This window comes from Mycobacterium sp. Root265 (assembly GCF_001428895.1).
In the GTDB taxonomy this organism is placed as follows: Bacteria; Actinomycetota; Actinomycetes; order Mycobacteriales; family Mycobacteriaceae; genus Mycobacterium.
Map to the genome: position 1 here is coordinate 372,798 of NZ_LMJA01000029.1, position 14,401 is coordinate 387,198.

The following is a 14,401-nucleotide window of genomic DNA, read 5'->3' on the forward strand; positions in this document are numbered from 1 at the left end:
TTCGCATGACGCAATGGCCGAAACCGGTTGAGGGGTCCTGGACGGAGCACTACCCGGAACTCGGGACCGGACCGATTTCGTTCCGGGACTCCACGTCCCCGGCGTTCTACGAGCTGGAGAAGGAAGCCGTCTTCAAGCGGGCCTGGCTGAACCTGGCCCGCGTCGAAGAGCTGCCGCAGGTGGGCAGCTACCTCGCCAAGGAGATCGAGGTCGTCAACGCATCGCTGATCCTGGTGCGCGGCAACGACGATGTGGTGCGGGCATTCCACAATGTGTGCCGTCACCGGGGTAACCGACTTGTCGGTGAAAAGTCCGGTCAGAGCGCGGAATTGAACTGCGCACAGTGCGGTTGGCGATACGCCGTGGACGGCACGTTGGTGCACGTACCCAATCCCGAGGCATTCGTCGACTTCGACACCGCGGACTACGGACTGCTCGAGGTGCACTGCGATGTGTGGGCCGGATTCATCTTCGTCAATCTGGATGTCGAGCCCCGGCAGAGCCTGCGGGAATTCCTGGGCCCCATGATCACCGGCCTCGACGACTACCCCTTCGGGAAGCTGACCGAGACCTACGAATGGGTGGCCCACAACAACAGCAACTGGAAGATCTTCGCCGACGCCTTCCAGGAGTACTACCACGTGCCCTCGCTGCACACCCAGCAGGTTCCCGCCGAAGTGCGCAATCCCAGTGCCGGCTTCACCTGCGGGCACTTCCAGCTCGACGGGCCGCACCGGCTGGTCTCCACGGCCGGGACGCGGCGCTGGCTGCTCGCCGACGAGTACATGTACCCGATCGAGCGGGCCACCCAGAGTGGATTGGTCGGGCCGTGGCGGACACCGGACATCGGCGAGCTGCCGGCCGGACTGAATCCCGGTGATATCCAGCCGTGGGGCATCAGCAACTTCCAGATCTTCCCCAACCTGGAAATCCTGATCTACGGCGGCTGGTACCTGCTCTACCGGTACTGGCCGACCTCGCACAACACCCACCGCTTCGAGGCCTTCACCTATTTCCACCCGGCGCGGTCCGTGCGGGAACGCATCGAGCACGAAGTCGCCGCGGTGGTGCTCAAGGAGTTCGCACTGCAGGACGCGGGCATGCTGGGCGGCACCCAGGCGGCGCTGGAGTACGACGTCATCGACGAGTTCCCGGTCAACGATCAGGAGATTCTGGTTCGCCACCTCCACAAGGTGGCCGTTGACTGGGTCGAGCGGTACCAGCGCGAGACCGCACCGGCGAAGGTCTGACAATGGCAACCAAGCAACTACCGGCCCCATTCGAAGAACTGGAACCCTTCACCGAAGCCTGGTGTCTGGCCACCGAGACGGAGCGCTGGGAGCAGCGGCTGGCGAGCTCCATGCCGACCATGCAGGCGTTCTACGACGCCTTCTTCCCGCGGCTGGAAGAAGCCATCGACTACTGCGACAAGTTCCCCCTCGACGACCTGCCCGAGGATGCGACCAATCTGCTGCATCTCATCTACTCCCTGGTGATGGTCGCGATGTCGATCGAGATCATGCACCAACCCGCACCCGTGGACGCCGCCGACGCGGTGATGATCCGCACCGGCGAACCCACACCCTGAGAGAGGACGCACCATGAGTGTGCTCACCATCAACAAGCTCACCGCCTCGGTGGGAGCCGAAGTAAGCGGTGTCGACCCGGAGCGGTTGGCCAACGACGACGGCCTGGCATCGGCAGTGCTGGAGGCGTTGGAGGACAACGGGGTATTGGTGTTCCACGACCTGCATCTCGACGAGGATCCGCAGGCGCAGGTGGCCTTCTGCGAGCGGCTCGGCGAGATCGACCGGTCGGCCGATGGCCACCATCCGGTGTCGGGCATCTATCCGATCACGCTGGACAAGACCAAGAACAAGGCGGCCGAGTACCTGAAGGCGACCTTCGATTGGCATATCGACGGGTGCACGCCGACGGCCGGTGAATGCCCGCAGAAGGCAACGGTGCTGTCGGCGATCCAGGTCGCCGCCCGTGGTGGTGAAACCGAGTTCGCGAACTCCTATGCCGCCTACGAGACGCTCAGCGAGGGGGAGAAAGAGCGGTACGCCTCGTTGCGTGTCGTGCATTCCCTGGAGGCATCCCAGCGCCGGGTCTATCCCGATCCCACGCCGGAGCAGTTGGAGCGGTGGAAATCGCGGCCCACACACGAGAATCCGCTGATCTGGACGCACCGCAACGGGCGTAAGTCATTGGTGCTCGGTGCCTCGGCGGACTACATCGTGGGCATGGATCTGGACGAGGGCCGCGCGCTGCTCGCCGAGTTGCTGGAGCATTCCACCACCACCGACAAGGTGTACAGCCACAAGTGGTCGGTGGGGGACACGGTGATCTGGGACAACCAGGGTGTGCTGCACCGGGCCGCGCCGTACGAGCCGAACTCACCCCGAGAGATGTTGCGCACCACGGTGCTCGGGGATGAACCCATCCAGTAGTTCGCTCAGGGGCGGGTACCTCCCTCGGGAGAACCGGGAATCCACGCGAGAATGTCGCGCATGCCGTCGTTGTAGACGACGCTGAACGGTACGTCGGGGCCCACGGCATCGAAATAGAGCTTGCCCGTCGCACTGGCGCCCGGTGGCAGCATTCCGCCGACGCCCGCGGCGCCGACGAGCGGGTACAGGGTCGAGTTCTCGGCACGGGCGTTGAACCGGTGGATCAAAGGATCGGCCTGCGCCCCGAATGTGTCCACCGTCAGCGAGGCTTCGTACAACTGACCATTATGTGGCACTGGGTCGGAACTCGGCACGAGGTCCCTGACCGTGTAACCGACCGACGGTGCGCCGGTGTAGTCGAGTATTCGCATCTGCTGATCGAATGGCTTGATGTTATCCACCGCCGATGCCGGCCCAGCGGTGACGGCGCCTGCGCTGACCATGAGCGCGGTGGCAATGACGGCTCCGGCAAGCTTTCTGAGGTTCATCCCGACTCCCTTCATTCGCGTGCAGTCATTAGGCGAACGCTACGCGCGAAAGCGGAAATCATCCCCGTCCGTTAGGTCGCCTAAACGAAAACTATTGACAATGAGCCATATTCGAGCTCCTTCGCTTAGCAGCTCTAACCCCGCCGATTAGCGGGCCTAACTGAAAGGCGCTGGGCGCGGCCCGCTTTGGTGGGCAATGCGCTTTGTCGCTTAGTTCACCTAATCGACGAGGACTACGTGCGCGCCGGTCCGCCCCGGATCGTGAACGACCCGGCGTCGTCGATGGCGTCGATCTCCGCGGCGAAGGCTTCCGCGGTCGGAGCCTCCAGATCCACACCGGCGGTCTCGGCGATGAAGACCCGCGACACGTGCTTGCCGCCGACGCGGTAGATGTTGGCCGTCCGCTCGCAACTCTCGTGCGCCAGGTAGACGACCACCGGGGTGACGTCCTCGGGATCCAGGTCCTTCACCAACTCGGTCATGGTGTTCTCGGTCATCCGCGTCCTGGCGATGGGGGAGATGGCGTTGACCCGAATGTTGTTGCGCTGCCCCTCGATCGCCAGCACGTTCATCAGCCCGACCAGCCCGGTCTTGGCCGCCCCGTAGTTCGACTGCCCGAAGGTGCCGAACAGGCCGGAGCCCGAGGTCGTCATGACGATGCGTCCGTAGTCCTGCTCGCGGAACACCGGCCATACCGCGCGGGTGACATTGAAGGCGCCCCGCAGATGCACGTCCAGCACGGCATCGACCTGATCGGCGGTCATGTTCTTGAACGCGGCGTCACGCAGGATGCCGGCATTGTTGATCAGCACATCGACCCGGCCGAAGGCCTCGGTCGCGGTGCCGATGATGCCCTTGCCGCCCTCGTCGGTGGCCACCGAATCGGTGTTCGCGACCGCAGATCCGCCGGCCGCGGTGATCTCGTCGACCACGGCCTGCGCCGCCGATGTCGCCGGTCCGGTGCCGTCGACGGCCGCCCCCACGTCGTTGACCACGACATGGGCACCGCGGCGGGCGAATTCGAGAGCGTGGCAACGGCCGAGGCCGCCGCCGGCGCCCGTCACCACGACGACACGACCATCGAAACCTAACGTGGACAAACGATCACACTCCTGCCGCGACGGCGATTGATTTGGTATCGAGGTAGCTTTCCAGACCCTCGCGGCCGAGTTCGCGGCCGTACCCACTGTCCTTGACACCACCGAAGGGTGCGAACGGGTCCATCGTGTAGCCCTGGTTGACGCCGAAGGTGCCGGTCTTGATCTGCGTGGCGATGGCCAGCCCGCGGTCGGTGTCCGCCGTCCACACCGATCCCGCCAGTCCGTATCCGGAGTCGTTGGCGAGTGCGGCGGCCTCCTGCTCGTCGCGGTACCCGATGACCGTCAGAACGGGTCCGAAGATCTCCTCCTGTGCGATGCGCATCGAGTTCTGCGCGTCGGCGAACAACGTGGGGCGCACATACCAGCCACGGTCGGTACCGGCGGGAGCTTCCGTGCCGCCGACCACGAGCCGGGCGCCCTCGTCCCGGCCGATGCCGATGTAGTCGAGCACCCGCTGCTGCTGACGCCGGTTCACCAGCGGTCCGAGCTGAGTCTGCGGATCGGTCGGGTCGCCGACCTTGATCGAGGTGATCTCCGCGGCGAGTGCGTCGACGAACTCCTGCTGCCGGGCGGCCGGAACGAGGATGCGGGTCAGCGCATTGCAGATCTGGCCGCTGTTGGACAGGCTGGCCGAGCGCACCCCTGCGGCGACCGTGGCGGGATCGGCATCGTCGAGGATGATGGCCGCGGACTTGCCGCCGAGTTCCAGGCTGACCTTGGTGAGGTTGGCCGCGCACGCGGCGGCCACCGCCTTGCCGACGGCGGTGGATCCGGTGAACGACACCTTGTCGACGCCGGGATGGCTGACCAATCGCTCGCCGACCGTGTTGTCGCCGGGTAGCACCGTCATCACCCCGGGCGGCAGTCCCACTTCCTCGAACAGCTTGACCAGATAGAGCGCGTCCAACGAGGTTTCCGGCGCCGGCTTCACGATGACCGCGCACCCGGCCAGCAGCGCGGGCACCAGTTTGGCGATGGTGAGGAACTGCGGCATGTTCCACGGCACGATCGCGGCCACCACACCGACGGGTTCCTTGCGGACGTGGATGTCGGACCCGAAGAACCCGGGCCGGATCTCCTGCCAGTCGTAGCCCTGCGCGGTGTCGCAGAACGCGCCGATCATCATGGCGGGCAAGCCGATCTGGGCCCGCTGCGCAAAGGTGATCGGCGCACCGATCTCGGCGGTGATGAGCTGGGCGATTTCCTTGCCGTGCGCGCGATAGACATCGGCGAACCGGCGCAGCACCTCGACACGCTCACCCGGGGCCATCCGTGGCCACGGGCCGGAGTCGATGGCGGCTCGTGCCGCGCTCACGGCGGTGTCGATCTCGTCGGCGGTGGAGATCGGGACCTCGGCGAGTAGTTCCTCGGTGTGCGGAGAAACCAGTTTGAGCACGCCAGCCCCCTCGGGTATCAACTACTTGCCATTGCGGCCCCGAGCATACGTCAGCCCAATTTGATGGCCACGCTGACTACGGACTTTCAAGGGTTTGCGTAGAGGTCCCGGCCACCAAGCTGAAGTGGACAGCTCGAACACTTCGGAAAGGCGCTGAAAATGAGGATCGTAGTCATCGGGGGAACCGGTCTGATCGGCTCGAAGGTCGTCGCCAAGCTCACCGAGCTGGGTCATGACGCGGTGGGTGTTTCCCCGAGTACCGGGGTGGACAGCATCTCGGGTGAGGGTGTGGCCGCGGCGCTGGCCGGTGCCCAGGTGGTCGTCGACGTCACCAACTCGCCGTCCTTCGCCGACGACGATGTGCTGGAGTTCTTCACCACCTCGACGCGGAATCTGTTGGCCGCCGAGCGCGAACAGGGTGTCGGTCACCATGTGGCGCTGTCGGTGGTGGGCGCCGGCGGCGTCGCGGACAGCGGCTACATGCGGGCCAAGGTGGCCCAGGAGGCGTTGATCGCCGAATCGGGCGTCCCGTACACGATCGTGCGCGCCACCCAGTTCTACGAGTTCGTCGAGGCCATCGCCGGATCGGCCACCGACGGCGACACCGTCCGCCTGCCGCACGCCGCCATGCAGCCGATCGCCGCCGAAGACGTCGCCACCGGCGTCACCCGCGGAGCTGTCGGCGAACCGGTCAACGGCGCCGTGGAGATCGCCGGACCCGAGAAGATCGGCATGGACGATTTCGTGCGCACCGGGTTGGCCGCCAAGGGCGACCCACGTGAGGTCGTCACCGACCCCGCCGCGCCTTACTTCGGCGCCGTCATCGACGACCGCAGCATCGTGCCCGCCGGTCCCGCCACCCTCTTCGAGACCACCTTCGCAGACTGGTTGTCCGCCCAGAAGTGCGCATAGTCGTCATCGGCGGCACGGGGAGGCTGGGGTCAAAGGTGATGCGCGGCTTGACCGCAATCGGTCATGACGCCGTCGCCGCAGCCACCTCGACCGGTGTCGACACCGTCACCGGTGTGGGACTGACGGAGGTGATCCGGGGCGCCGATGTGGTCGTCGACGCCTCGGACGCCCCGTTACACGAAGACGCCGCGGCGCGTGAGTTCTTCGCCACCTCGACGGTGAACCTGCTCGCGGCTGAGGCCGCGGCGGGGGTGCGGCATCACGTCGTGCTGTCGGTGGTCGGGGTGGATCTGCTCGCCATCGGGAAGGGCTACTACGCGGCGAAGATGTTGCAGGAGCAACTCATTGCCGCCGGGGCGATTCCGCACAGCATCGTGCGTTCGACGACGTTCTTCGAATTCCTGGACACCATCGCTGAATTCGGCGCCGCCGGCGACACGGTACGTCTGCCTCCGGTGTTGATCCGGCCCATCGCGTGTGCCGACGCCGCCGAGGCGCTCGTCATCGCCGCGGCCGGGGATCCGATCGGCGGGGTCGTCGAGGTGAGCGGGCCCACGACCTACCGGCTCGACGAGATCGTCCGGGTCGCATTCCTGGCGCGGGGGGACCACCGCACCGTCATCGCCGATCCGGCCGCCCCCTATTGGGGGATCGGCATCGAGAAACGCACACTCATCCCGTCCGGTGGCGCCATCCGCTTCGAGACCCGATTCGAGGACTGGCTTGCCTCTCAGGTGCCCGACTGACTACGCTTTTCCAAGGGTTCGCAGCACCCGGGCGGCTGCCACTCTGATGAGCATGTCGAGAATCCTGTTGCAGACCACCATCACGAAAGACCCCGACGACTGGGATATCAGCCGCTTCTCGCTGCTGGCCCGCGAGCTGCGCCACGCCGGGCATCAGGTGGTCGCGCGCAACCGGGTCGGCGGCGTCGACAACGATCCCGTGCTCAGCCACGTCGACAAGCTCGGCATCGACCAGGTGTGGTTGATGGCGGTGGATGTCGGCGACGGGCTCAGCGCCGCCGACGCCGAGGCGATCGTGCGGTTCCGGGAGAACGGCGGGGGAGTGCTCACCGCCCGCGACCACCAGGACCTGGGTTGCTGTCTGCTGCAACTGGGTTCGCTCGGCGCGGTCAATCAGTTCCACCACAGCGTGGACGACCCGGCGGTGCTGTGCGATGACCAGGACAACCCCGATATCGCCTGGCCCAACTATCATTCCGGCGCCAACGGCGACTACCAGCCGGTGCTCGGCGGTGACACCGTGCACGAGTTGCTGCGCACCGGACAGACCCGTAGCGGGCGGATCGAATGGTTCCCCGCCCACCCGCACGAGGGCGCGGTATCGGCGGACATCCCGCATGCCGGCGTGCTGGCGCAGGGCCGCAGCGCCCACACCGGCCGCCGGTTCAACCTGGCCGTCCTGCTCGACGGCGAGACGACCCCCGACGGCAGGCCGCTGGGCCGGGCGCTGGCGGAGTCCACGTTCCACCACTTCGCGGATTACAACTGGGACATCGGTTACGGGGCGCCGAGCTTCGTCACCGAGGCTCCCGGCACCGGCATCATCGAGGATCCGTACCCACTGCTGGCATTCAAGGATTACGTGCGCAATATCGCAGAGTGGCTGTCGCCCTCGCCGCCGATCAGCAGCAGTTCGTCACCGGTCGCGAAGATGTCCCCGGGCTTCGGGATCAGCACGGTGTCACCGCGCAGCAGCGTCACCAGTGCGGTGTTGGACGGCAGTTCCAGCTGATCGACCCGCTGGCCGACCAGCGAATTGTCTTCGGGCAGGGTCAGTTTGGTGAGACTGGCATGACCCTCACGCAGACCCATCAACCGGACGAGATGGCCGACGTCGATGGCGCCCTCGATACCGGCGGCCAGCGCACCCGGCGTCGAGACCGCGACGTCGATGCCCCACGCCTGGCTGAACAGCCATTGGTTGTCGACATCGTTGATGCGAGCGACCACCCGCCGTACCCCGAACTCGGTCTTGGCGAGCAGACCGACGACCAGGTTGGCTTTGTCGTCGCCGGTCGCGGCGATCATCACATCGCAGGTCTGCGCCCCCGCCTCCTGCAGCGCGGACAGCTCGCAGGCGTCGGCGAGCAACCAGTCGGCGCCGGGAACGGTGTGCGGTTCGAAACGCCGCCGCTCGCGTTCGATGAGCAGCACCTTGTGGCCGTATTCGAGCAGTTCGCGCGCGACGGAGCGGCCGACGTTACCGGCGCCCGCTATCCCGATCCGCATCTTGCGTACTGCCACCCGGCTATCTTGACTTAACCCTATGACGTTGCACCAGCTGTACCTGGCGATGCTGATCGGCGGCCTTGTGCTGCTCGCAAGCATCATCGGTACCCGGGTGGCGACGCGGGTCGGCTTTCCCGCCCTGTTGTTCTTCCTGCTGGTCGGTGTGGTGCTCGGCGAGGACGGGCTGGGCCTGGACTTCGACAGCGTGGAGGTCGCCCGCAACGTGTGCACCGCTGCGCTGGCGGTGATCCTCGTCGAGGGCGGTTTGACCACGAGGTTCTCCGACATCCGCAAGGTGCTGGCACCGGCGGGTGCGCTGGCCACCGTCGGCGTGGTGGTGAGCACCCTGATCACCGCTGCCGCGGCGCACTTCCTGCTCGGCTTCGACTGGCAGCTGGCTTTGCTGTTGGGGGCGATCGTGTCCTCGACCGATGCGGCGGCGGTGTTCTCGGTGCTGCGGGTGCTCCCGCTGCCGCGGCGGCTGGCCGGCCTGCTGGAGGCCGAGTCCGGGTTCAACGACGCTCCCGCGGTGATCCTGGTGCTGATGTTCAGCGTGGTGCCGTTCGTGTTCGAACCGGCCGGCGCACTCGGCGAGATCGTCTTCGAATTGGTGGCCGGCGCCGTGATCGGTTTGGGCGTCGGCTTTCTCGGCGCGCTGACCTTGCGCAGCATCGCGCTGCCGGCATCTGGTCTGTATCCGATCGCCACCTTCGGGTTGGGGGTGGTGGCCTTCGCCGCCGCGGGCAGCCTGCACGGCAGCGGATTCCTGGCTGCCTATCTGGCGGCGGTGGTGCTCGCCAACTCGGGTCTGCCGCACCGCTCGACGACACGGTCCTTCGCCGAAGGGCTGGGCTGGCTGGCTCAGATCGGGCTGTTCGTGCTGCTTGGTCTGCTCGTCGACCCGAGCGAGCTGCCCCGCGACATCGTGCCGGCGATCATCGTCGGGACGATACTGCTGCTGGTCGCCCGGCCGGTGTCGGTGGCGGCGTCGCTCGTCGGCTTCGGCATCCCGTTCCGCGAACAGCTTTTCCTGTCCTGGGCCGGTCTGCGCGGTGCGGTGCCCATCGTGCTCGCGACCTTCCCGATCGTCGCCGGGGTGGCGGGCAGCTCGCGGCTGCTCAACATCGTCTTCATTCTGGTGGTGATCTTCACCCTGATCCAGGCGCCGAGCCTGCACCTGATCGCCCGGCTGCTGGGCCTGACCGACGGAGGGGCCACCCGTGAGATCCAGGTGGAGGCGGCGCCGCTGGACGTCCTGGACGCCGAGCTGCTCACCATGAAGGTGCAGTCACCGTCGCGACTGCACAACGTGACGATCCTGGAGCTGCGGCTGCCCGACCCGGCGGTGATCACGTTGATCATCCGGGACGGGCACACCTTCGTCCCGCTGCCCGACACCCGCCTCGCCACCGGAGACGAGTTGCTCATCGTCACCACCAGCACGATGCGGGCCGCTGCCGAGGCCCGGCTGCGTGCGGTCAGCCGCCGCGGCAAGCTGGCCTACTGGTTCGACGAATACGGTGACCCGGAATAGCGTTGCGGCTCAGTCCATTCCGTTGGACAGCGTTAAGGCGTCACCGGAGCGCAGCCGACCCTGATCGGACACCAGGTAGAGCACCGCGTTGGCGACGTCCTCGGGTTCCAGCAGCCCGGGCCGCGGTCGGCCCTTGGCGAAGATCTCCTCGACGTCGGCGCGTCCCGGGTCTGCCAGGTCGGGCCGGATGGTCCGGTAGGTCATCGGATTGTGGATCATCGGGGTGTCCACGCCGGAGGGCAGCAGGGCGTTGACCGTGATGCCGTGCTCGGCAACCTCATAGGACAGTGACCGCACCAGCGCGACGACACCGGCCTTGGCCGCCGCATAGTGCGCGGCATCGCGGGCCCCGGTCGTCGCGACGCTGGAGGCGGTGGCGATGAGGTGCCCACCCGTGCCCTGCTCGATCAGCCGCGGCAGTACCGCACGGAAGGTGTTGAAGACACCGGTGAGGTTGACGTCGATCATGGTGCGCCAGCGCTGCTCGGACATGGACGCGAGTGGTGAACCGCTGGCGATACCGGCGTTCGCGATGACGATGTCGAGGCGCCCGAAGTGGTCGAAGGCGGCATCGGCGACCGCCTGCATGGCGCTCAGGTCCCGGACGTCGGCGGTGAGTGCGACACATCGCCTGCCGGTCGCTTCGACGGCGCGGACCGTCTCCTGCACGTCGGCGGGGGTGGGCAGTTCGTAGTCCACCTCGTCGATCGGGGCCGCGATATCGCAGAACACGATGTCGGCGCCCGACCGGGCCAGGGCGATCGCGTGCGCGCGGCCCTGCCCGCGTGCCCCGCCGGTGATGAGTGCTGTGCGTGTGGTCATACAAGACAGACTGCGTGACGGGCGCGAAATCATCACGGGTCGGCATCACCGGTGGCAGAAACGTGCGAGGTCGTGGTCAGCTGGAATCGATGTCTGCTCCTGGAACTCCCACCGCCCACCCGTCACGCCGCCTGGTGGTCGGTCTGGCCGTGGCCGCCGCGGCGGGTGCCACCGTGCTCGTGATGTCGGCCTCGGCCGATGCCGCCCCGGAATCGGACAGCCAGGGCTACCTGGAATCCACTGCGCGCTGTACATCCCCGGCCACCGCCGTGATCTTCGGCAGCACCGAGACATCGCGGATCGCGATCTGCGAACAGTCCGACGGCAGCTACCAGTACCGCGGGGTTCGGGTGCGCGACGGAGCCCGGCTGGTGTTGCCGGCCACCGCAACCGGTGACGGATATGTGGCGGAGAACGACGGACTGTCCTACACCGTCACCACCGAGTCGCTCGTGGTGAGCGCGGGGGACGACGTGATCCGGGACGAGTCGCTGCTCGACGTGCACAAGTCCGAAGAGTTCAGCGAGGTGACCACCTCGACTCAGACCACCTCGACTCAGACCTCGACGACCCGGACTTCGACCACGCCGCTGCCGCCGCCGCTACCGGCTGAGGTGGGCGCCGGCTGAGTGCGGTGCGTGCAGCAGGTTCTGTGCGCAGTCGAGCAGTACCCGGTGCAGATCGGCGTCGCAGACGTCCTGCAGGTGCGGCTCGGCGGTGCTTCCGAACACTCCCGCGGTGATCATGGCGATCGCGACGCGAGTGCCGATATCGTGCGCCGCGCCGATGAGGAGTTCGCGCAGGCTGTTGGAGATGTCCTCGAATTCCTGATGCGACTGCACCAGCGAGATGACGGCGGGGTCGCCGTAGAACAGCGATCCGATGCGGCGATGGCGCACGGCGAGTTCGACGAAACCGCTGATGGTCGCGTCGCGGCGGGAATCGGGCGACGCGATGGACTCGGCGATGCGGACCAGCCGCGCCATATCGTCGAAGACCGGGCGCACCACCGCGAGCACGATGTCGTCCTTGGTGTGGAACTGGTAGTAGATGGCGGCTTTCCGGACGCCGAGGTGGTCGGCGATCATCTGCAGCGAGGTGCCGTTGACGCCGCGTTCGGCAAACAGGGACAGCGAGGCCTCGATCACCCGTTCGCGCGCGAATCCGCGCTGCGATACCGGCTTGGCCATCGTCCCCGTCCCTTCCTCAGCTCCGTCTCACCGACATGACATTGCGGACACTTTGACATGTCGCGGACCGCAATGCGGACGATAAGTTGTCCGCGTCACATTTTCTAGCCGTGCGACTTGTACTAGCTTAGCCGTATGGCTAACCTGACCGCAGTCGGTTAGCAAGGCTATGCGAAAGGCCCAATAGGCGAATGGCGTCCCAGCGGTGAACGTGCTGAAGCGGATCTGGATCCCACTGGTCATCGTGGCGGTGGTCCTGGTGGCGACGTTCACCGTGATGCGGGTTCGTACCTTTTTCGGGACCGGCCCCGGCTACATCTCGACCGAGAACAGCGCCTCCGACGACACCGAGCCGTTCGACCCGAAGGTCGTCAAGTACGAGGTGTGGGGCGAGCCCGGCGCGACGGCCAATGTGAACTACATGGATCTCGACGCCCGTCCGGTGCGTGCCGACAACGTCACGCTGCCCTGGGAGATCACGCTGAGCACCACGGCGCCTTCGGTGTTCCCGACCATCTCCGGGCAGGGCGACGGCAGCACGCTGTCCTGCCGGATCACCGTCGATGACGAGGTGAAGGACGAACGCACCGTCGACGGCGTGGGTGCGCACACCTACTGCCTGGTGAAGAGCGCATGAGCGAGCGCAGCGAGCGAATCAACCGCTATGCATGCGGCACCCGAGCCTGCGAGGTGGCCGCATGAGCGAACCCCGCACCGACGCCATTCCGGTCGCCGAGCCCCAACACCGCGGCGGTATCGCCAAGGCGGTCCGCACCCTGGCACTGCCGATCATCATCGGCTGGGTCGTGCTGATCGGCTTCCTCAACGTCTCGGTGCCGCAGCTCGAAGAGGTCGGGCAGATGCGCTCGGTCTCGATGAGCCCGGATAACGCGCCCTCGGTGATCGCCACCAAGCGGGTCGGCAAGGTCTTCGAGGAGTACAACTCCGACAGCTCGATCATGATCGTGCTGGAGGACGAGCAGCAGCTCGACGAAGCCGACCGCGACTTCTACAAAGAGATGATCTCCAAGCTGGAGGCCGATACGGCGCACGTCCAGCACATCCAGGATTTCTGGGGCGATCCGCTGACCGCCTCCGGCGCGCAGAGCGCCGACGGCAAGTCGACCTACGTGCAGGTCTACACCGCGGGTAACCAGGGCGAGGCGCTGGCCAACGAATCCATCGAGGCCGTCCAGGACATCGTCTACAACATGCAGGCGCCGCCGGGCCTGAAGGTGTTCGTCACCGGACCTGCAGCGCTGCAGGCGGATCAGCAGATCGCCGGCGACCGCAGCCTGAAGATGATCGAGGCGCTGACGTTCACGGTCATCATCGTGATGCTGCTGCTGATCTACCGGTCGTTCATCACGATGATCGTCACCATCTTCATGGTGGTGCTCAGTCTGCTGGCCGGCCGTGGTGTGGTGGCCTTCCTGGGCTACCACGAGATCATCGGTCTTTCGACGTTCGCCACCAGTCTGTTGGTGACGCTGGCCATCGCCGCGTCCACGGACTACGCGATATTCCTGTTGGGCCGATATCAGGAGGCCCGCGCCGAAGGTGAGGACCGGGAGTCCGCGTACTACACCATGTTCCACGGCACCGCGCACGTCGTGCTGGGTTCCGGTCTGACCATCGCCGGCGCCACCTTCTGCCTGCACTTCACCAGGCTTCCGTACTTCGTGACCCTCGGTATCCCGCTGGCGATCGGCATGATCACCGTGGTGCTGGCGGCGTTGACGCTGGGACCGGCGATCATCACCGTGGTCACCAAGTTCGGCAAGGTGCTCGAACCCAAGCGCGCCATGCGCACCCGTGGCTGGCGCAAGATCGGTGCGGCCGTGGTGCGTTGGCCCGGACCGATCCTGGTCACCACCATCGCGATCACCATGGTGGGCCTCCTGGCGCTGCCCGGCTACCAGACCAACTACAACGACCGCGAATACCTGCCCGCCGATCTGCCTGCCAACGAGGGATACGCGGCCGCGGACCGGCACTTCTCGCAGGCTCGGATGAATCCCGAACTGCTGCTGGTCGAAAGCGATCACGATCTGCGCAACTCCGCGGACTTCCTGGTGATCGACAAGATCGCCAAGGCTATTTTCCGCACCGAGGGTGTGGGCCGCGTGCAGGCCATCACCCGCCCGCAGGGGACCCCGATCGAGCACACCTCGATCCCGTTCCAGATCAGCATGCAGGGCACCACGCAGAAGATGAACGAGAAGTACCAGCAGGACATGATGGCCAACAT

General features: G+C 66.3%; 15 protein-coding genes and 1 pseudogene. 10 read left to right on the plus strand and 6 right to left on the minus strand.

Going from position 1 to position 14,401, the window contains the following annotated elements:
• The first annotated feature begins 5 nt into the window (after window positions 1-5).
• Genes ASE48_RS22500 through ASE48_RS22510 form a run of 3 tightly spaced genes read left to right on the plus strand, consistent with a single transcriptional unit; the run spans window position 6 to window position 2,453 of the window.
• Window positions 6-1,250 (plus strand): aromatic ring-hydroxylating oxygenase subunit alpha, encoded by a 1,245-nt coding sequence (locus tag ASE48_RS22500; protein ID WP_057169343.1) that lies wholly within the window; start codon window positions 6-8, stop codon window positions 1,248-1,250.
• The gene (locus tag ASE48_RS22505; RefSeq protein ID WP_057169344.1) at window positions 1,247-1,588 is read left to right on the plus strand and encodes a hypothetical protein; all 342 of its coding nucleotides are present in this window, start codon (window positions 1,247-1,249) and stop codon (window positions 1,586-1,588) included. Before ASE48_RS22500 ends, ASE48_RS22505 begins: the two co-directional genes overlap by 4 nt.
• Before the next feature lie 13 nt (window positions 1,589-1,601).
• Complete coding sequence (locus tag ASE48_RS22510; protein ID WP_057169345.1) at window positions 1,602-2,453, plus strand: TauD/TfdA dioxygenase family protein; 852 nt, start codon at window positions 1,602-1,604, stop codon at window positions 2,451-2,453.
• 5 nt (window positions 2,454-2,458) lie between these two features.
• On the opposite strand, the gene ASE48_RS22515 is transcribed toward ASE48_RS22510, so the two are convergent.
• From ASE48_RS22515 to ASE48_RS22525, 3 genes are all read right to left on the minus strand, one after another.
• Window positions 2,459-2,956 carry a DUF1942 domain-containing protein gene (locus tag ASE48_RS22515; protein WP_235571430.1) on the minus strand — a complete coding sequence of 166 codons (498 nt, stop codon included), beginning with the start codon at window positions 2,954-2,956 and terminating at the stop codon, window positions 2,459-2,461.
• Between the two features lie 218 nt (window positions 2,957-3,174).
• Window positions 3,175-4,041 (minus strand): SDR family NAD(P)-dependent oxidoreductase, encoded by an 867-nt coding sequence (locus tag ASE48_RS22520; protein ID WP_057169347.1) that lies wholly within the window; start codon window positions 4,039-4,041, stop codon window positions 3,175-3,177.
• A gap of 4 nt (window positions 4,042-4,045) precedes the next feature.
• Window positions 4,046-5,437 (minus strand): aldehyde dehydrogenase, encoded by a 1,392-nt coding sequence (locus ASE48_RS22525; RefSeq protein WP_235571431.1) that lies wholly within the window; start codon window positions 5,435-5,437, stop codon window positions 4,046-4,048.
• A gap of 159 nt (window positions 5,438-5,596) precedes the next feature.
• On the opposite strand from ASE48_RS22525, the gene ASE48_RS22530 reads away from it, so the two are divergent.
• The 3 genes and pseudogenes from ASE48_RS22530 to ASE48_RS22540 all read left to right on the plus strand — a co-directional run.
• Window positions 5,597-6,349, plus strand: coding sequence for an SDR family oxidoreductase (locus ASE48_RS22530; protein ID WP_057169349.1), 753 nt, complete (start codon window positions 5,597-5,599; stop codon window positions 6,347-6,349).
• 38 nt (window positions 6,350-6,387) lie between these two features.
• The gene (locus ASE48_RS22535) at window positions 6,388-7,095 is read left to right on the plus strand and encodes an SDR family oxidoreductase (protein ID WP_327049662.1); all 708 of its coding nucleotides are present in this window, start codon (window positions 6,388-6,390) and stop codon (window positions 7,093-7,095) included.
• A gap of 52 nt (window positions 7,096-7,147) precedes the next feature.
• Window positions 7,148-7,993, plus strand: a pseudogene (locus ASE48_RS22540) (hypothetical protein); the annotation flags it as partial.
• On the opposite strand, the gene ASE48_RS32310 reads toward ASE48_RS22540, so the two are convergent.
• A complete protein-coding gene (locus tag ASE48_RS32310; RefSeq protein WP_082614370.1) occupies window positions 7,954-8,604 on the minus strand; it encodes a potassium channel family protein in 651 nt (216 codons plus the stop codon). The pseudogene ASE48_RS22540 and the gene ASE48_RS32310 sit on opposite strands and share 40 nt — an antisense overlap.
• 37 nt (window positions 8,605-8,641) lie before the next feature.
• On the opposite strand from ASE48_RS32310, the gene ASE48_RS22550 reads away from it, so the two are divergent.
• Window positions 8,642-10,138: a potassium/proton antiporter gene (locus ASE48_RS22550; RefSeq protein ID WP_057169352.1), complete on the plus strand. Its 1,497-nt coding sequence runs from the start codon at window positions 8,642-8,644 to the stop codon at window positions 10,136-10,138.
• 9 nt (window positions 10,139-10,147) lie between these two features.
• Here ASE48_RS22550 and ASE48_RS22555 read toward each other — a convergent pair whose 3' ends face one another.
• Entirely contained in the window at window positions 10,148-10,960 is an 813-nt protein-coding gene (locus tag ASE48_RS22555) for a mycofactocin-coupled SDR family oxidoreductase (protein ID WP_057169353.1), read from the minus strand.
• Window positions 10,961-11,049: 89 nt separating this feature from the next.
• On the opposite strand from ASE48_RS22555, the gene ASE48_RS22560 reads away from it, so the two are divergent.
• The gene (locus ASE48_RS22560) at window positions 11,050-11,589 is read left to right on the plus strand and encodes a hypothetical protein (RefSeq protein ID WP_057169354.1); all 540 of its coding nucleotides are present in this window, start codon (window positions 11,050-11,052) and stop codon (window positions 11,587-11,589) included.
• Here ASE48_RS22560 and ASE48_RS22565 read toward each other — a convergent pair.
• Window positions 11,563-12,150 (minus strand): TetR/AcrR family transcriptional regulator, encoded by a 588-nt coding sequence (locus tag ASE48_RS22565; RefSeq protein ID WP_057169355.1) that lies wholly within the window; start codon window positions 12,148-12,150, stop codon window positions 11,563-11,565. The genes ASE48_RS22560 and ASE48_RS22565 overlap by 27 nt on opposite strands.
• A gap of 205 nt (window positions 12,151-12,355) precedes the next feature.
• On the opposite strand from ASE48_RS22565, the gene ASE48_RS22570 reads away from it, so the two are divergent.
• Both ASE48_RS22570 and ASE48_RS33530 read left to right on the plus strand, forming a co-directional pair.
• Window positions 12,356-12,787, plus strand: a complete 432-nt coding sequence (locus ASE48_RS22570; RefSeq protein WP_057169356.1) for an MmpS family transport accessory protein — start codon at window positions 12,356-12,358, stop codon at window positions 12,785-12,787.
• Between the two features lie 61 nt (window positions 12,788-12,848).
• The coding region (locus ASE48_RS33530) for an MMPL family transporter (RefSeq protein WP_442928749.1) at window positions 12,849-14,401 on the plus strand (1,553 nt) is incomplete at its 3' end.